Origin of the sequence: Streptomyces sp. NBC_00572, assembly GCF_026341815.1 — a bacterium.
Classification (GTDB): Bacteria; Actinomycetota; Actinomycetes; order Streptomycetales; family Streptomycetaceae; genus Streptomyces.
In genome coordinates this window covers 2363222-2380803 of the sequence record NZ_JAPENX010000001.1, presented here as the reverse complement: position 1 = coordinate 2380803, position 17582 = coordinate 2363222, and the positions used below count along the sequence as shown (strand labels likewise).

At 73.6% G+C, this 17582-nt stretch carries 18 protein-coding genes; 14 read left to right on the top strand and 4 right to left on the bottom strand.

The genetic code is table 11. The features are described from left to right. The first annotated feature begins 142 nt into the window (after positions 1–142). The 5 genes from OG514_RS10775 (at position 143) to OG514_RS10755 (ending at position 4263) form a co-directional block, all read left to right on the top strand. Positions 143–829, top strand: coding sequence for an ABC transporter permease (locus tag OG514_RS10775; RefSeq protein WP_266893278.1), 687 nt, complete (start codon positions 143–145; stop codon positions 827–829). A 1-nt stretch (position 830) separates the two neighbouring features. Then, positions 831–1496 carry an ABC transporter permease gene (locus OG514_RS10770; RefSeq protein WP_266893276.1) on the top strand — a complete coding sequence of 222 codons (666 nt, stop codon included), beginning with the start codon at positions 831–833 and terminating at the stop codon, positions 1494–1496. Positions 1497–1521: 25 nt separating this feature from the next. Further along, on the top strand, positions 1522–2526 hold the full coding sequence (locus OG514_RS10765) for an ABC transporter substrate-binding protein (protein WP_266893274.1): 1005 nt from the start codon (positions 1522–1524) through the stop codon (positions 2524–2526). A gap of 130 nt (positions 2527–2656) precedes the next feature. Further along, positions 2657–3766 carry a hypothetical protein gene (locus OG514_RS10760; protein ID WP_266893272.1) on the top strand — a complete coding sequence of 370 codons (1110 nt, stop codon included), beginning with the start codon at positions 2657–2659 and terminating at the stop codon, positions 3764–3766. Further along, on the top strand, positions 3763–4263 hold the full coding sequence (locus OG514_RS10755; protein ID WP_266893270.1) for a GNAT family N-acetyltransferase: 501 nt from the start codon (positions 3763–3765) through the stop codon (positions 4261–4263). Before OG514_RS10760 ends, OG514_RS10755 begins: the two co-directional genes overlap by 4 nt. A 30-nt stretch (positions 4264–4293) precedes the next feature. Here OG514_RS10755 and OG514_RS10750 read toward each other — a convergent pair whose 3' ends face one another. Then, entirely contained in the window at positions 4294–5436 is a 1143-nt protein-coding gene (locus OG514_RS10750) for an NADH-quinone oxidoreductase subunit D (protein WP_266893268.1), read from the bottom strand. 4 nt (positions 5437–5440) lie between these two features. Continuing rightward, the gene (locus tag OG514_RS10745) at positions 5441–6469 is read right to left on the bottom strand and encodes an SAM-dependent methyltransferase (protein WP_266893266.1); all 1029 of its coding nucleotides are present in this window, start codon (positions 6467–6469) and stop codon (positions 5441–5443) included. A gap of 97 nt (positions 6470–6566) precedes the next feature. Here OG514_RS10745 and OG514_RS10740 point away from each other — a divergent pair, with 97 nt between their 5' ends. Genes OG514_RS10740 through OG514_RS10730 form a run of 3 tightly spaced genes read left to right on the top strand, consistent with a single transcriptional unit; the run spans position 6567 to position 9177 of the window. After that, on the top strand, positions 6567–7775 hold the full coding sequence (locus tag OG514_RS10740; RefSeq protein ID WP_266893264.1) for a sensor histidine kinase: 1209 nt from the start codon (positions 6567–6569) through the stop codon (positions 7773–7775). Between the two features lie 47 nt (positions 7776–7822). After that, the gene (locus tag OG514_RS10735; RefSeq protein ID WP_266893262.1) at positions 7823–8551 is read left to right on the top strand and encodes a response regulator transcription factor; all 729 of its coding nucleotides are present in this window, start codon (positions 7823–7825) and stop codon (positions 8549–8551) included. A 14-nt stretch (positions 8552–8565) separates the two neighbouring features. Continuing rightward, positions 8566–9177: an AAA family ATPase gene (locus OG514_RS10730; protein ID WP_266893260.1), complete on the top strand. Its 612-nt coding sequence runs from the start codon at positions 8566–8568 to the stop codon at positions 9175–9177. Between the two features lie 51 nt (positions 9178–9228). On the opposite strand, the gene OG514_RS10725 is transcribed toward OG514_RS10730, so the two are convergent. After that, positions 9229–10311, bottom strand: coding sequence for a DUF5937 family protein (locus OG514_RS10725; protein WP_266893258.1), 1083 nt, complete (start codon positions 10309–10311; stop codon positions 9229–9231). A gap of 153 nt (positions 10312–10464) precedes the next feature. Between OG514_RS10725 and OG514_RS10720 the strand changes: the two genes are divergently transcribed. After that, entirely contained in the window at positions 10465–10695 is a 231-nt protein-coding gene (locus OG514_RS10720; protein ID WP_266893256.1) for a hypothetical protein, read from the top strand. On the opposite strand, the gene OG514_RS10715 is transcribed toward OG514_RS10720, so the two are convergent. Beyond that, a complete protein-coding gene (locus OG514_RS10715) occupies positions 10684–11877 on the bottom strand; it encodes a low specificity L-threonine aldolase (RefSeq protein ID WP_266893254.1) in 1194 nt (397 codons plus the stop codon). The genes OG514_RS10720 and OG514_RS10715 overlap by 12 nt on opposite strands. A 126-nt stretch (positions 11878–12003) precedes the next feature. Here OG514_RS10715 and OG514_RS10710 point away from each other — a divergent pair, with 126 nt between their 5' ends. From OG514_RS10710 to OG514_RS10690, 5 genes are read left to right on the top strand one after another with little or no spacing between them, the layout of a single operon-like run. Beyond that, positions 12004–12921 (top strand): Rossmann-like and DUF2520 domain-containing protein, encoded by a 918-nt coding sequence (locus OG514_RS10710; protein ID WP_266893252.1) that lies wholly within the window; start codon positions 12004–12006, stop codon positions 12919–12921. Beyond that, positions 12918–13976: a pantoate--beta-alanine ligase gene (panC, locus tag OG514_RS10705; RefSeq protein WP_266893250.1), complete on the top strand. Its 1059-nt coding sequence runs from the start codon at positions 12918–12920 to the stop codon at positions 13974–13976. The genes OG514_RS10710 and panC overlap by 4 nt, the downstream gene beginning before the upstream one ends. Beyond that, a complete protein-coding gene (locus OG514_RS10700) occupies positions 13973–15667 on the top strand; it encodes an L-aspartate oxidase (RefSeq protein ID WP_266893248.1) in 1695 nt (564 codons plus the stop codon). Before panC ends, OG514_RS10700 begins: the two co-directional genes overlap by 4 nt. After that, entirely contained in the window at positions 15668–16693 is a 1026-nt protein-coding gene (gene nadC, locus OG514_RS10695; RefSeq protein WP_266893246.1) for a carboxylating nicotinate-nucleotide diphosphorylase, read from the top strand. It abuts the gene before it with no gap. Next, complete coding sequence (locus tag OG514_RS10690) at positions 16693–17499, top strand: type III pantothenate kinase (RefSeq protein ID WP_266893244.1); 807 nt, start codon at positions 16693–16695, stop codon at positions 17497–17499. The genes nadC and OG514_RS10690 overlap by 1 nt, the downstream gene beginning before the upstream one ends. Positions 17500–17582: the final 83 nt, after the last annotated feature.

The window sequence follows — 17582 nt, the reverse complement described above, 5'->3', positions numbered from 1 at the left end:
GTTCCCCATTCTGGCCCCTGGATGCCGGGGGTGTGTGAAGGGCGTGTTGCCGCATTGTGGCGGGTCTCGGGGATTGTCGGTGGCGGGGGTTAGGGTCGTCAGACATGCGTTCGGAAGATCGGCGACCCGGGGGGAGGGACGGATGAGCGCACCGAATTGTCTGGTCACGAACGACTGGATCTGCGGTGAGTATCTGCGCACGCGCTCCCAGGAGTTGACGGACGCCACCCTCCAGCATGTGGGAATCACGGTCGTGTCCGTGCTGATCGCGCTCGCCGTCGCGGTGCCGCTCGCGCTGCTCGTCCGGGCCCGGCCCCGGTTCGCGGGACCCGTCCTCGGACTGACCACCCTGCTGTACACGGTGCCGTCGCTCGCCATGTTCTCGCTGCTGCTGCCCGTCTTCGGGCTCTCGTCGGCGCTCGTGGTGACCGGCCTCGTGCTGTACGCCCTGACGATCCTCGTGCGGAACACGCTCGCGGGGCTCGCGGCGGTGCCCGCCGAGACCCGGGAGGCCGCCCGGGGCATGGGGTACGGCTCGCTGCGGCTCCTGTGGCAGGTCGAACTGCCGCTGGCGCTCCCGGTGCTGATGGCGGGGATACGGATGGCGACGGTCTCCACGATCGCGCTGACCACGGTCGGTTCGGTCGTCGGCCGCGGCGGCCTCGGCAATCTCATCGAGGACGCGCTGCCCACCTTCTTCAAGGCGCAGATGCTCGCCGCCTCGGTGCTGTGCGTGCTGCTCGCCGTCGCCGCCGACCTGTTGCTCCTGGGACTCCAGCGGCTGCTGACGCCGTGGACCCGGATACGGACCGCGCCGGGAGGTGGGTGAGATGGGCATCGTGACGGACGCCTGGGGCTGGCTCACCACCGGCGCGCACTGGACGGGCGAGGAGGGCATCGGGCAGCGGCTCGCCGAGCACGTGTACGTGAGCGGGGCGGCGCTGCTGATAGCCGGGGCGCTCGCGCTGCCGCTGGGGTTGTGGCTCGGCCACCTCGGCAAGGGCGGGACGCTCGCGGTGAACGTGTCGAACGTGGGGCGGGCGATCCCCGTCTTCGCGGTCCTCGCCCTGTTCATGGTGTCGCCCCTGCGGAACGCCGGATACGTGCCGACGGTCGTGGCGCTCGTGCTGTTCGCGATACCGCCGCTCCTCACCAACGCGTACGTGGGGATGCGGGAGGTGGACCGGGCCGCGGTGCGGGCGGCACGGGGCATGGGGATGACGGGCGGCCAGCTCTTCCGGAAGGTCGAACTCCCGCTGGCCCGGCCGGTGGTGATGACCGGGGTGCGCTCGGCCGCGGTGCAGGTGGTGGCCACGGCGACGGTCGCGGCGATGGTCGGCCAGGGCGGCCTGGGCCGGATCATCACGGCCGGCTTCGCCACGTACGACACGGCGCAGGTCGTCGCGGGCGCGGTGCTCGTGGCGCTGCTGGCCCTGCTGGTGGAGGGCGTCCTCGTGGCCGCCGACCGCCTCCTCGCGCGGACGCGCGGGTTGTGAACTTCTCATTGAACGTCGACTGGGGATGGGTGATCTCGTGAACAGGGTCTCGCGTATCGCGGGTGCGTTGCTGGGTACGGCGGCGCTGACCGTCGCTCTCGCCGCGTGCGGCGGCGACAGCCTGGAGCAGGGCAAGAAGAACTCGGGAAGCTCCGGGGACACCGGGAACTCCGGCGGCGCGGAGAAGGGTTCGCTGGTGGTCGGCGCGGCGGCCTTCACGGAGGCCAAGGTGCTCGCCGAGCTGTACGCCCAGACGCTGCGGGACGCCGGATACTCCGTGTCCATCACCACCGTGAAGAATCGCGAGCTGTACGAGCCGTCCCTTGAGAAGGGCGAGATCGACGTCGTCCCCGAATACGCGGCGACGATCGCGGAATTCCTCAACGCGAAGGTGAACGGGCCGAAGGCGCCCGAGGACAAGCCGGTCGCCTCCGGTGACGCGACGGCCACGGTCGAGGCGCTGCGGAAGCTCGCCGAACCGCGCGGCCTGAAGGTGCTCGCGGTCGGTGAGGCGGTCGATCAGAACGCGTTCGCGGTGACGAAGGAATTCGCCGAGAAGAACAAGCTGAAGACGCTTTCCGATCTCGGCGGTGCGAAGCTGAAGGTGAAGATCGCCGCCGGTGACGAATGTGCGGTGCGGCCGTTCTGCGCGCCCGGCCTGAAGAAGACGTACGGGATCGACGTGACCGGGATCGACCCCAAGGGCGTCGGCACCCCGCAGTCCAAGCAGGCGGTGAAGGACGGGGTGGACCAGCTGGTCCTGACGACCACCACGGACGCCACCGTCGACAGCTACGGCCTTGTCTTCCTGGAGGACGACAAGAAGCTGCAGAACGCCGACAACGTGCTGCCCGTGGTCAACGCCAAGGACGCCGGTTCCCCCGAGATCGTCGCCGCCCTGGACAAGATCACCAAGGTGCTGACCACAGCGGATCTCGCCGAACTCAACCGCAAGGTGGACGCCGAGCGGGCGAAGCCGGAGGACGTCGCCAAGGAGTATCTGGAGACGAAGGGGCTGCTCAAGAAGTAGGCACCGGGTGAGGGGAGTCGGCTCGAAACGGAACCGGAACGGTGGATATCCACTTCTGATGGCGAGAAGTGGCCAAGAGATTGCCGGGCCGACGCCCCACACAGCGCCTACGCACGGTAAATTTCAGGCCATGCCACGTGGACGCCACCGCCATTCCCCGCCTCTGCACAAGCTGCTGCCGCCCTCCGCGGTCGCCGGCGCCGCGGTCGTGTGCGCCGCGGCCGCCTGGCTTCCCGGTGACCTGATCGTCGTACGGCTGCTCGCGGCCGCCGCGGCGGCCGCCGCCGTCACCGGTGCCGTCCTCATGCGCAGTTGGGACCGGAGCGCCGGCCTGCGCGTCGCCGAGCTCGACCGGGCCCGCACCGCCGACCAGTGGAAGGCCGAGGAGCGGGTCGCCGAGCTGGAGTCCGACCTGGAGGAGGCGCGCGCGCTGCGCTCCCGGCTCGACGCCAAGCTCCGCGCCAAGCGCGTGGAGCTCGCCGGGCTGCGCGGCGAGCACGCCGACCTGCTCCGCCGGTACGCCACGGCGGAGACCGAGCGGGCCAGCGCCCTGGAAGGCGCCCGGGTCCTGGCCCTGGAGTCGGCGTCCGGTACGCCCGGCGCCGCCAAGGCACTGCCCGCAGGAGGCTCCACGCTCACCCCCGAGGTCTTCCGCCGCGCCGCCCAGGCGCTGCGCGACCTCCCGCGCAACGCCGCGGCCCAGCAGGCCCGCCGCACCACCGAGGCCGCACGCGCGCGTGACCTCGCCGAGCGGGCCCGCGAGACGGAGGAACCGCAGGGGAAGCACGCGGCGGCCGCCGGAAACGAGCACAGCCGCCCGGCCGCCCCCGCCCTCGCGCTCCCGCCGGCCGCGCCGGTCCCGCCCGCCTCCACGATGGTGCCGGTGGTGCCGACCGCGACCGCGATCGTCCCGTACGCGGCCCGCAGGCCCGTCCCGCGCCCCGAGGGCGGCTTCGACTTCTTCGGTACGCAGAAGGCGGCGGCCGCCATCGAGGCCGTGCAGAACACCGACCTCGCCGACGTCGTGGGCGAAGAGGTCCTCGAAGAGGCCCTCGCCGCCCAGGCCGTGCTCGGCACCCCGGTGCTCACCCCGATCAGCCCCACCGGCACCCCGGGCAACCCGCTCGCCCCCCGGGTCCCGGCGCCCGCCCAGGCGATCGGCCAGGTCATCGACCTGACCGCGCACGACGAGACCGAACAGCTGGATGTCGCCGAACTGCGCGGAGCGGTGAACTCGTGACGTACCGCCTCGCCTACCTCCCGGCAGGCGAGGTCGCCCCGTACCGCGACGAACTGCTCGCCCTGTGCGCCCAGGCCTTCTGCGGCGCCCCCTGGCACGAGCCGCCGCTCGGCGCCGTACGCACCGTGGACCGGCTGCTCGACTCGGCCGCGCGGAAGGACGAGTTCAACGCGGTGGTCGCGCTCGATGCCGACGGTGCCCTGCTCGGGTTCGCGGCCGGCTGGACCGACACCGTCCTGACCGGCGGGGAGCCCGCCTTCGAACTCGCCGAACTCGTCGTCGCCCCCGGGAACCAGGGGCGCGGCCTCGGCCGCGCGCTCCACGACGCCCTGCTCGTGAGCGGGACGCAGGGCCGGGCTCTCCTCATGACCCTCGACGTGCCGGAGCTGACCGACCGGTACGAGCGCTGGGGCTGGACCGTGGTCGACCGGCGTCGCCCCGGCAAGGAGGAGCGGGAGTACGTCGTGATGAGCTGCGGGCACCGCCCCCAGGCCTGACCCCCGGGCCAGGCCCCCGGCCGGGTCCCGCTACTTGTCGATGTCGCCGACGACGAAGAACAGCGATCCCAGGATCGCCACCATGTCCGCGACCAGCGTCCCCGGCAGCAGTTCCACCAGCGCCTGGATGTTGTTGAAGGACGCCGAGCGCAGCTTCAGCCGGTACGGCGTCTTCTCGCCCTTGGACACCAGGTAGTAGCCGTTGACGCCGAGCGGATTCTCGGTCCACGCGTACGTGTGGCCCTCCGGCGCCTTGAGCACCTTCGGCAGCCGCTGGTTGATCGGCCCCGGCGGCAGCTCGGCCATCCGGTCCAGGCACGCGTCCGCGAGGTCCAGGGAGTTGTGCGTCTGCTCCAGCAGGCACTCGAACCGGGCCAGGCAGTCGCCCTCCTCGCGCACGGCGACCCGCAGGGTGTCCTGCAGCTCCCCGTAGGCCAGGTACGGCTCGTCGCGGCGCAGGTCGAAGTCGACGCCCGAGGCGCGGGCGATGGGCCCGGACACCCCGTACGAGTGGACCGCGGCCGCGGACAGGACGCCGACCCCGCGCGTACGGCCCCGGAAGATCTCGTTGCCGAGGACGAGCCGGTCGTACACGTCCATCCGCGAGCGCACGTCCGCGACGGCCTGGCGGGCCCGGCCCAGCCAGCCGGCGGGCAGGTCCTCCTTGAGGCCGCCGACCCGGTTGAACATGTAGTGCATCCGGCCGCCGGAGACCTCCTCCATCACGGCCTGGAGCTCCTCGCGCTCCCGGAAGGCGTGGAAGACCGGGGTGATCCCACCCAGTTCGAGGGGGTACGAGCCGAGGAACATCAAATGGTTGAGGACCCGGTTCAGCTCGGCGAGGAGCGTACGGGTCCACACCGCGCGCTCGGGGACCTCCATGCCCAGCATCCGCTCGACGGCCATGACCACGCCGAGCTCGTTGGAGAAGGCGGAGAGCCAGTCGTGACGGTTGGCCAGCATGATGATCTGCCGGTAGTCCCGCGCCTCGAAGAGCTTCTCGGCACCGCGGTGCATGTAGCCGATCACCGGCTCGGCCTGGCGCACGACCTCGCCGTCGAGCACGAGCCGGAGCCGGAGCACACCGTGGGTCGAGGGATGCTGCGGCCCGATGTTCAGCACCATGTCGGTGCTCTCCGCCGCGCCGCCGATGCCGACCGTCGTCTCCGTCATGCGGTCAGTATCCCCCCTGCCCCGGAGGCCTCGTAGCCCCGCCCGTGACCCGCTGGGTCAGCCAGCGGAAGTCGCCGAGACCGCCGCGGGCGGTCAGCTCGGCGGCCTCCCCGGCGGAGGAGAGGGCACGGACGTACGCGACGGGATCGGTCGAGGCGAGCGAGAGCGGCGGCCGCCCGCCGGACACCCCGAGCCGCCCCAGCGCCTCTCGCTGCGTGATCAGCTCGGCCACGGGCGACCCGTGGGTGCCTCCGACCGCCGCCGCGCACGCGTCGACTGCCACATGGGCGGTCAGGTCGCAGCCGCCGTCCGGGACCGGCGGGACCTCGCGGCCCGCCCGGAAGCCGGTCAGCGAGCCGAAGGGCGGTCGGGCGGCCCGTACGTGCGCGTAGTCCACGGCCACCGCGCGGCCCGCCGCGAGCGAGGCCACCGCCGACGCCCAGGCCTCGTCGCGCGGCCGGCCGATCTCCGCACGCGTGCCGGGCTCCCGCAGTGGCCACCAGCGGGCCAGCCACTCCGCGTCCGGGCCGGCGACGGGGCCGCCGAGCCGTTCCGTACCGTCCGTGCGGACCTCCACGTACCGGGCCGTGCCCGCCGCGTCCGCCTCGGCCACGTCCACCGGCACGTTGTCGAGCCATTCGTTCGCGAAGATCAGCCCCCGGACGCCCTGGGGGAGCCGGTCGGTCCACTCGATCCGGGGATCGAGCCCGGCGGGCCGGGCCGCGCGCTCGACGGCGTACGCCCGGACCGTGAGCCCGGGCCCACCCCGCGAGGCCGTCGCCGCGAGCACCCCCGTGAGCAGCTCGCCCCGTCCCGCGCCCACGTCCACGAGGTCGACCTCGGCCGTTCCCAGCTCCTCCGCGACCTCGGCCAGCAGCCGGGCGACGGCCCCCGCGAAGAGCGGGGAGGCGTGCACCGAGGTGCGGAAGTGCCCCGCAGGCCCCTCGGGCCGCAGATAGAAGCCCCCGGGGCCGTACAGCGCCCGTTCCGTGGCCTGTCGCCACCCCTGCCACTGACACGTCTCATCCGTCACGCGCCCCAGTCTCCACCTCGGGGAGTACGGGTCCCGCGCCAAGGATCGACCCCACGGTTGATCCCTGCACCTATCTCCCTTCCCTACTCTGGGTGACGTGCAGCGCCTTTACGACTTCATCCGCAGACACCCGACGGGCGTCGACACCTTCTGGGCGGTCGTCCTCCTGGGGTTCTCCATGCTGTGGGTGGTGTCGGCAAGCACGGGCCAGGTGGAGGGCCATCCCCTCGGGTACGGCCTCGTCGCCGTGCTGTTCTCCCTGGTCGTGGCCCTGCGGCGACGTGCCCCGGAGAAGATGCTGGTCCTCGCGGTCGGCCTCGGCCTCGCGCAGCTCGGCTTCGGCCTGACACCGTTCATGGCCGACTTCGCCATGCTCGTGATCATCTACACCGTCGCCGCGCACGACGGCCCCCGCTGGGCATCCCGGCTCGCACTGGTCGGCGGACTGTCCGCCGCGACGCTCTCGCAGCTGAGATGGCCGGTGGACGGTCCGCAGTCGAGCGCGGCCCAGGTCTTCTTCACGATCATCATGACCGTGCCGTTCGTCCTCGCCTGGGTCCTCGGCGACTCGCTCCGCACCCGCCGCGCCTACTTCGCGCAGCTGGAGGAGCGGGCCTCCCGCCTGGAGCAGGAGCGCGAGGCCCAGGCCAAGGTCGCGGTCGCCGCCGAGCGGGCCCGGATCGCCCGCGAGCTGCACGACGTCGTCGCGCACAACGTGTCGGTGATGGTCGTGCAGGCCGACGGCGCCGCGTACGTCATGGACTCCTCCCCGGAGACCGCCAAGCAGGCCCTGGACACCATCTCCACCACCGGCCGCCAGGCGCTCGCCGAGATGCGCAGGCTGCTCGGCATCCTGCGCACCGGAGAGCACCAGGAGGCCGGGGAGTACGTGCCGCAGCCCGACGTGAAGCAGATCGAGGATCTGGTCGAGCAGGTGCGGGGCGCCGGTCTCACCGTGGACTTCGCGATCGAGGGGAGCCCGCGCCCGCTGCCCAGCGGCGTCGAGCTCACCGCGTACCGGATCGTGCAGGAGGCCCTCACCAACACGCGCAAGCACGGCGGTCCTGACGTCGGCGCCAGCGTCCGGCTGGTGTACTTCGACGACGGACTCGGGCTGCTCGTCGAGGACGACGGCCGTGGCGCGCCGCAGGAGATGTACGAGGACGGGGGCGCCGACGGCCGGGGCCACGGTCTGATCGGCATGCGCGAGCGGGTCGGCATGGTCGGCGGCACGCTGGACGCGGGCCCGCGTCCCGGCGGAGGCTTTCGGATCAGCGCCCTGCTCCCGCTCAAACCCGTTCACTGACGTCCCCCGGGCGACCAGCCCGCTCACTGACGACCCGAAGGAATCTGATGTCCATCCGCGTGATGCTTGTCGACGACCAGGTGCTGCTGCGCACCGGTTTCCGCATGGTGCTCGCCGCCCAACCGGACATGGAGGTCGTGGCGGAGGCGGGCGACGGGGTCGAGGCGCTGGAGGTGCTGCGCTCGACGGCGGTCGACGTCGTGCTGATGGACGTGCGCATGCCCAAGCTGGACGGGGTGGAGACGACCCGGCGGATCTGTTCGCCACAGGAAGGGGCGGCGCGGGGCGCCTCGGACAAGAGTGGTGGCGGGCGACGGGAGGGCGCCCCGAAGGTGCTGATCCTGACCACCTTCGACCTCGACGAGTACGCGTTCTCGGGGCTGAAGGCGGGCGCGAGCGGCTTCATGCTGAAGGACGTGCCCCCGGCGGAGCTGCTCGGCGCGATCCGCTCGGTGCACAGCGGTGACGCGGTGGTGGCGCCCTCGACCACGCGGCGGCTCCTCGACCGTTTCTCGCCGATGCTGCCGTCCTCGGGCAAGGAGCCCGAGCACAAGGAGCTGGGGCGCCTCACGGACCGGGAGCGCGAGGTGATGATGCTGGTCGCGCAGGGCCTGTCGAACGGCGAGATCGCCGCCCGGCTCGTCCTCTCCGAGGCGACGGTGAAGACCCATGTGGGCCGCATCCTGACCAAGCTGGGCCTGCGTGACCGGGTGCAGGTGGTCGTCCTCGCGTACGAGACGGGCCTGGTCCGGGCGGGCGGCGGCGCGGCGGGCTGAGCCGGGGCGTTCCGATGCTGCTGTGGATCAACGGTCCCTTCGGGGGCGGCAAGACCCAGACCGCGTACGAGCTGCGGCGCCGGCTGCCCGGCAGCGCCGTGTGCGACCCGGAGCACATCGGGTTCGGGCTGCACCGGACGCTGCCGCCGTCGCTGCGCGGGGACTTCCAGGACCTGGCGGCCTGGCGGCAGGGCGTGCACGAGGTGCTGGACCTGGCGCTGCGGCGGTACGGGGACGGGCCCGTGATCGTGCCGATGACGCTCACCGACCCGGGGTACTTCGCCGAGATCGTCGGCCGGCTGCGCGCGGACCACGGAGCGGACCGGGTGCACCATGTCGCCCTGCTCGCCGAGCGGGAGACGGTCCTGGGGCGGCTGGCGGAGCGGGGCCTCGGACGCGGCCTGAAGCGGGAGAGCTTCGCCGTGGCCAAGCTGGACGAGTGCCTGGAGCGGCTTGCGGCGCCGGAGTTCGCCCACCACCTCCGTACCGATCGGCTGACGGTCCCGCAGGTCGCCGACCGGGTCGCGGAGCTGGCCGGACTGCGGCCGCTGCCGGACACGGACGGGCCGCTGCGCCACCGGCTTCGGCGGCTCCGGGTCGGCCTCTCCCACATCCGTTTCGACTAGGGCCTGTCCGGCGGATCATGGCCGGGGACTCTCAGGCCCTAGGGACTCCACTCACCGCAGCACGCTCTCCAGGAAGTCGCTGCCGAGGCGGGCGACGACGGCCACGTCCAGCTGGTGCAGGACGTACCGGCCGCGCCGCTGGGTGGTGATCAGACCGGCCTTCTTCATGACCGCGAGGTGGCGGGAGACCTCGGGGGCGCTGATGCCGTACGCGTCGGCCAGCTCGCTCGTGGAGTACGAGCCCCGGGCGAGGCTGCGGCTCAGCCGCATCCGCATCGGGTGGGCGACCGCCTCCAGACGCAGCTTCACGGTGTCGACGGGGGCGCCGCCGCCGAGGTCGCGGGCGGGCACGGGGTACTGGATCACCGGCTGCCAGCCGGCGGCGTGCAGTGCGAAGAGGTGCGGCCAGCCGAAGGCGGTCGGCAGGAACGTCACGCCCGAGCCCTCGGCGCTGGTGCGGCCCTGGACCAGCTTGTCGACGACGATCCGGGAACCCGCCTCGTCCTCCTCCAGGACCATCGCGGAGGACGCGTCCGCGACGGCCTCGGCCAGGCCCTTGCGGCGCATCAGCTCCGTCTTGTGGCGGGCGTCGGCGGCGAGCTGGACCCGGACGCGGCGCCAGGTGTCGGCGAAGAAGGCTTCGTCGCAGTCCTCCAGGAGTCGCCGGATCCACGCGCGCGTACCGGGCGGGTCGGCGAGCATCCGCTCCACGAACGCGGCCTGGCGCGGTCCGCGCGCGGCGGCCAGTTCGAGCGCGCGGCGCCGCATCCGCTCGTCGACGAGCGGCGAGGGGGCGCCGCGCGAGTAGCGGCTGGCGCAGGAGATCTCCAGGGCCGAGCCCACGTACTTCTCGTCGTCCATGAGGTCGAGATCGTCCAGCTCCTCGGCGAGGGTCGCGCGGGGCCGCGGGGGCAGCAGGATGTCGGAGCGGGTGGACCGCCACATGAAGTCGGCCTCGTGCAGCCGGTCCGCGAGCTCGGGCTTGAGCGCGGCGGCGGTCGTGGTGGTCCAGGCGTGCAGCCTGGCGTGGTGCGCGGGCTCGGAGAGGGCGTGCAGGGCGGCGCCCAGCTCCGCCAACGGCGAGGGGCAGAAGGCGATCCGCTCGTGCGGCAGTCCGGTGATGTCGATCGTCACGCTCACCCCTCCATGGTGCGGGGTGGGGTGGGGGCGGTGTCGCGACGTTTGACGAGGGCCGTCAATCGACGCGTCGGCGGGCCCCGGACCGCCGTTTGACGGGAGCCGTCAAACGGCGCGCCAGGGGGTGGAGGCCGGGCGCACGGTGAGGACATGAACGCGCTGCACCAGTACCTCTTCGACACGTACCGCGCCGACCGGCTCGGTGAGCCGATGCCGCCGGCGCCCGGCACCCATGACGTCGCCGTCCTGCGGTCGGTCCGCGACCGACGCCGCTTCGAGCGGGTGATGGCGGGCCGCCCGGTGCGGGGCGGCCTCAGGACCGCCCTGCGCCGCCTGCTGCAGCCGCGCGCCCGCCGACCGCCCGGGGGCTCACGCGAGTGAGCGGGATCGCTGCCCCAGCCGGGCCAGGAAGTCCCGTACCGCCGCCTTCACGTCCTCCGCCGTCCACTCCAGACCCGGTCCCGCCACGGTCAGCTCCGTCACGGAGACCCCCGGCGGGCCGCCCGCGCCCGGGCTGAACCAGCGGCGGAAGAGGACCGTGCCGGTGGCCTCGGTCTGGGCGAGGGCCGCCGTCGTGAGGGCCTCGGGGGCGTACGGCAGCCAGACCTGGAACTGGTGGGTGTGCGGGGCCTCCGGGTGGACCCGGAACCACCCCGGGCCGCCCGCTTCCGTCGCGGCCTCCGTGAGCGCCTCCCGGACCGCGTCGGCCACCACGCGCGCGTGCGCCACGTACGAGGGCAGCCTGGGCAGCTCGGCGTCCAGGCCGCGGAGCGCGGAGAGCGCCGCCGGGTACTGCTGGAAGAGCTGGCCGCCGTACCGGTGCCGCCACACCCCGGCCTCCGCCATGACGTCCTCGGGGCCGGCCAGCACGGCGCCGGACAGGCCGCCGAGGGACTTGTAGAACGAGAGGTACACGCTGTCGGCGAGCCCGGCGATCTCCGCGAGCGGGCGGCCGAAATGCGTCGTGCACTCCCAGAGCCGCGCCCCGTCGAAGTGGACCACGGCGTCCCGTTCCCTGGCCGCCTCCACCACCTCGGTCAGCTCCTCCCAGGACGGCAGCACGAAGCCGGCGTCCCGCAGCGGGAGCTCCAGCATCAGCGTCCCGAAGGGCTCCGGGTGGTCCCGTACCTCCTCGGCCGTCGGCAGCCGGGGCGCGTCGGTCGGGTGGACGGTGCGGAGCCCGGCGACGGCCGTGAGCGCGCCGCCCTCGTGGACCTCGGGGTGGGCGAGCGGGTGGAGGGCGACGACGGGGCTGCCGGTCCGCCCGGCCCAGCAGCGCAGCGCCACCTGCTGCGCCATCGTGCCGGTGGGGAAGAAGACCGCGGCGGGGAGGCCGAGCTCCTCTGCGACGCGTCGTTCGAGCTCCTCGACGAGCCCGTCCCCGTACGTGTCGAGCGGTGCCTCGCCGTGCCCGGAGGACTCGGCCCAGTCGGCGAGTTCACGCAGGCGCGTGCCGACCGTGCCTTCCACCTGGGTGCGCCACAGCGTGCGGTCGGCGCCGCCCCAGACCTTCGCCCGGTAGAGCCGGGCCGCTTCCTCGTCCACAGGGTCCACAGGATTCATGGACCGATCATCACACCACCGCCCACACCCTGTGGACAGCCACGGGAGCAGCGCGAAACGCTGGCGTAGCATGACCAGAAATCGTCCGGTACCCGCCGAGGACTGGAACGGAAGGCCGTCCCCACCGTGAACGCACCAGTAGCGCCAGAGCCCCGAGCCGAGGACCGACCCGCCCGGCTCGCCGTCGGTGTCGTCGGCGCAGGCCGCGTGGGCCCCGCGCTCGCCGCCGCCCTCCGGCTCGCCGGGCACCGTCCCGTCGCCGTCTCGGCGGTCTCCGACGCCTCCCGGCGCCGTGCCGCCGCCCTCCTGCCCGAGGTCCCGGTCGTCGAGCCCGCGCGCGTCCTCGCCCTCGCCGACCTGGTCCTGCTGACCGTGCCCGACGACGCCCTGCCCGGTCTGGTCGAGGGCCTCGCCGACACCGGATCCGTACGGCCGGGACAGCTGATCGTGCACACCTCCGGGCGGTACGGGGCACGGGTCCTCGACCCCGTCCGGCGCGCGGGTGCGCTGCCGCTCGCCCTGCACCCCGCCATGACCTTCACCGGCACCCCGGTCGACGTCCAGCGGCTGGCCGGCTGCTCCTTCGGGGTGACCGCGCCCGAGGAGCTGCGGCTCGCCGCCGAGGCCCTGGTGATCGAGATGGGCGGTGAGCCCGAGTGGATCGCCGAGGACGCCCGCCCGCTCTACCACGCGGCCCTGGCCCTCGGCGCGAACCACCTGGTCACCCTGGTGGCTCAGTCGATGGAGCTGCTGCACAAGGCCGGGGTGGCCGCCCCGGACCGGATGCTGGGCCCGTTGCTCGGCGCCGCCCTGGACAACGCGCTGCGGTCCGGGGACGCGGCCCTCACCGGTCCCGTCGCGCGCGGTGACGCCGGCACGGTCGCCGCCCATGTCGCCGAGCTGCGCAAACACGCGCCCGGCACCGTCGCCGGCTATCTGGCGATGGCCCGCACGACCGCCGACCGCGCGCTCGCGCACGGCCTGCTCAAGCCCGAGCTGGCCGAGGACCTGCTGGGCGTACTCGCCGAAGGGGAGCCCCGATGAACACCTCGTCCGCCACCCCCTTCGCGCCCGTGCGCACGGCGCGGGAGCTGCGCGCCCTGGGCGCCGGGAGCAGCGGCCGACGGGCCGTCGTCATGACCATGGGCGCCCTCCACGAGGGCCACGCCACCCTGATCCGTACGGCCCGCGAGCGGGTCGGAGCCGACGGCACCGTCGTCGTCACCGTCTTCGTCAACCCGCTCCAGTTCGGCGCGGGCGAGGACCTCGACCGCTACCCGCGCACCCTCGACGCCGACCTGGAGGTGGCCCTCGCCGCCGGCGCGAGCGCCGTCTTCGCGCCCTCCGTCGACGAGGTCTACCCGGGCGGGGAGCCGCAGGTCCGGATCACCGCGGGCCCCATGGGCGAGCGCCTCGAAGGCGCCTCCCGGCCCGGTCACTTCGACGGCATGCTGACCGTCGTCGCCAAGCTGCTCCACCTCACCGCCCCCGACCTGGCCTTCTTCGGCCAGAAGGACGCCCAGCAGCTGGCCCTGATCCGGCGGATGGCCCGCGACCTGAACTTCCCGGTCGAGATCGTCGGCGTGCCGACCGTCCGCGAGACCGACGGCCTCGCCCTCTCCAGCCGCAACCGCTACCTGTCGCGCGACGAGCGCCGTACGGCCCTCGCGCTGTCCGGCGCGCTGTTCGCCGCCCGTGACCGGCTCGCCGCCCAGGAGGCGCTGCGCGCGCGTGCCGAGGCCCTGCCCGGCGCCCAGAACCGGGGCGAGAACCGCGCCGAGGCGCTCTCCCGGCTCGGCGAGGCACGGGCCGCCGCCGACGCCCACGCGGTCGCGCAGGCCGCCGCCGAGGGTTGCGGCGCCGAGGCCGTGCGGGCCGCGGCCCGGGCGGTCCTCGACGGTGCGTCGAAGGCCGAGCCGCCGCTCGTCCTCGACTACCTGGCCCTCGTCGACCCGGCCGACTTCACCGAGGTCACCGACGACCATGACGGGGAGGCGGTCCTCGCCGTCGCCGCCCGCGTGGGTGCCACGCGGCTGATCGACAACGTCCCCCTCCTCCTCGGAGCCACCATGTCCACCATGTTCGGAGCCACCCAGTGACCGGAATACGGCTGCACGCCCCCGCGCCCGGCTGGGCCATCGACGCCGACGTCGTCGTGGTCGGCTCCGGTGTCGCCGGTCTCACCGCCGCCCTGCGCTGCACCGCCGCCGGACTCCGTGCGGTCGTGGTGACCAAGGCGCGGCTCGACGACGGCTCCACCCGCTGGGCCCAGGGCGGCATCGCCGCCGCGCTCGGCGAGGGCGACACCCCCGAGCAGCACCTCGACGACACCCTCGTCGCCGGTGCAGGGCTGTGCGACGAGCGGGCCGTCCACGCCCTCGTCACCGAGGGCCCCGACGCCGTCCGCCGGCTGATCGCGACCGGCGCCGACTTCGACAAGACCGCCGACGGCGAGATCGCGCTGACCCGCGAGGGCGGCCACCACCGCCGCCGCATCGCGCACGCGGGCGGGGACGCGACCGGCGCCGAGATCTCCCGCGCGCTGGTCGAGGCGATACGGGACCGGGGCGTGCGCACCATCGAGCACGCCCTCGTCCTGGACCTCCTGACGGACGCGGAGGGCCGTACGGCGGGTGTGACCCTGCACGTCATGGGCGAGGGGCAGCACGACGGCGTCGGCGCCGTCCACGCGCCCGCGGTGGTCCTCGCCACCGGCGGCATGGGCCAGGTCTTCTCCGCCACCACCAACCCGGCGGTCTCCACCGGCGACGGCGTCGCGCTCGCGCTCCGCGCCGGGGCCGAGGTCTCCGACCTGGAGTTCGTCCAGTTCCACCCCACCGTGCTCTTCCTCGGCGCCGGCTCCGAGGGCCAGCAGCCGCTGGTCTCCGAGGCGGTACGGGGCGAGGGCGCCCACCTGGTCGACGCCGACGGGGTGCGGTTCATGATCGGGCAGCACGAGCTGGCCGAGCTGGCGCCCCGGGACATCGTCGCCAAGGGGATCACGCGCCGGATGCAGGAGCACGGCACGGAGAACATGTACCTCGACGCCCGCCACTTCGGCGCCGAGATGTGGGAGGAGCGCTTCCCGACGATCCTCGCGGCCTGCCGCTCCCACGGCATCGACCCGGTGACGGAGCCGATCCCGGTCGCCCCCGCCGCCCACTACGCGTCCGGCGGCGTCCGGACCGACCTGCGGGGCCGGACGACCGTCCCGGGCCTGTACGCGTGCGGTGAGGTCGCCTGCACGGGCGTCCACGGCGCCAACCGGCTCGCCTCGAACTCGCTCCTGGAGGGCCTGGTCTTCGCCGAGCGGATCGCCGACGACATCATCGCCGCCGCCCCGCGCTCGCCGGGCGCCCCGGTGGAGCACGCGGCCCCGGTGACCCTGCCGCTGCCCGTGGCCGGCGCCCGGACCCGCATCCAGCGGATCATGACGGCCGGCGCCGGGGTGCTGCGCTCCGAGGCCAGCCTGCGGGAGGCCGCCGAGGCCCTCGACGCCCTGCACAGTGACGCCCTCGCGGGCGGCACCGACGACACCAAGGCCGGCGAGCCGGGCGTGGACTCCTGGGAGACCACCAACCTGCTGTGCGTCTCCCGGGTGCTGGTCGCCGCCGCCCGCCGCCGCGAGGAGACCCGCGGCTGCCACTGGCGCGAGGACCACCCGGACCGCGACGACACGGACTGGCGCCGGCACCTCGTCGTACGCCTCACCCCGGAGCGGACCCTCGACGTCCGGACGACCGGCACGCATGACTTTCCCCCCACCTCCGATGCCCCCAGGGAGCCGTAAGTGACCACGCCCGAGGAAGCCCGTCCCCAGCCCGTGGACGTCCCTCTCATCCAGATCAACACGGTTTCCTCCGACGAGGAGGCCGGTGGCTGCGGCGACGGCTGTGGCTGCGGCGGTGGCGGCGAGGAGTTCGAGTGCGGGCTCGACCCCGCGCTCGCCGAGCTGCTCGCGGACGCCGGTCTCGACCCCGTACAGGTCGAGGACATCGCCCACCTCGCGATCGCCGAGGACCTCGACGGCGGCGTCGACGTGACGACCGTGGCGACCGTCCCCGAGGACGCCGTCGCCACTGCCGACTTCACCGCCCGCGAGGCCGGTGTCGTGGCCGGTCTGCGGGTCGCCGAGGCCGTGCTCTCGATCGTCTGCGACGACGAGTTCGAGGTCGAGCGGCACGTCGAGGACGGCGAGCGCGTCGAGGCCGGGCAGGTGCTCCTCAGCGTCACCGCCCGCACCCGCGACCTGCTCACCGGCGAGCGCAGCGCGCTCAACATCCTGTGCCGCCTCTCCGGCATCGCCACCGCCACGCGCGCGTGGGCGGACGTCCTGGAGGGCACGAAGGCCAAGGTCCGCGACACCCGCAAGACCACGCCCGGCCTGCGCGCCCTGGAGAAGTACGCCGTCCGCTGCGGCGGTGGCGTCAACCACCGCATGTCGCTCTCCGACGCGGCCCTGGTGAAGGACAACCACGTGGTGGCGGCCGGCGGCGTGGCCGAGGCCTTCAAGGCCGTGCGCGAGCTGTTCCCCGAGCTGCCCATCGAGGTCGAGGTCGACACGATGCACCAGGTCCACGAGGTCCTGGACGCGGGCGCCGACCTGATCCTGCTCGACAACTTCACCCCGGCGGAGACCGAGGAGGCCGTCGCCCTCGTCGCGGGCCGCGCCGTCCTGGAGTCCTCGGGCCGGCTGACCCTGGAGAACGCGGCGGCGTACGCGGCGACCGGCGTGGACTACCTGGCGGTCGGCGGCCTCACCCACTCCTCCCCGATCCTCGACATCGGCCTCGACCTGCGCGAGGTGCGGGCCTGATGCTGCTCACCATCGACGTCGGCAACACGCACACGGTCCTCGGTCTCTTCGACGGTGACGAGATCGTCGAGCACTGGCGGATCTCCACCGATCCGAGCCGCACCGCCGACGAGATGGCGGTCCTGCTCCAGGGCCTCATGGGCATGCACCCGCTGCTCGGCGTCGAGCTGAGCGACGGCATCGAGGGGATCGCCATCTGCGCGACGGTCCCCTCGGTGCTCCACGAGCTGCGTGAGGTCACGCGGCGGTACTACGGGGACGTTCCGGCGGTCCTGGTGGAGCCGGGAGTCAAGACGGGCGTCCCGGTCCTCACGGACAACCCCAAGGAGGTCGGCGCGGACCGCGTGATCAACGCGGTCGCCGCCGTCGAGCTCTACGGCGGCCCGGCGATCGTCGTCGACTTCGGTACGGCGACGACGTACGACGCGATCACCACGCGCGGGGAGTACGCGGGCGGGGCGATCGCGCCGGGCATCGAGATCTCGGTCGAGGCGCTCGGCGTCAAGGGGGCCATGCTCCGCAAGATCGAGCTGGCCCGGCCCCGCAGCGTCATCGGCAAGAACACCGTCGAGGCGATGCAGTCCGGCATCGTCTACGGCTACGCGGGCCAGGTCGACGGCGTCGTCGCCCGCATGAAGCGGGAGCTCGTCGGCGCGAACGGCGACCCGTCGGACGTGACGGTGATCGCGACGGGCGGCCTGGCGCCGATGGTCCTCGCGGACTCCAAGGAGATCGACGAGCACGAGCCCTGGCTGACCCTGATCGGCCTGCGCCTGGTGTACGAGCGGAACGTCTCCCGCATGTGAGGGGTGGGCCGGGCCCGCAGGTGAGGGGCGGGGCCGGGCCCGCAGGTGAGGGCCCCGGCGACCGCGCCCGGGCCGCCCGGTGA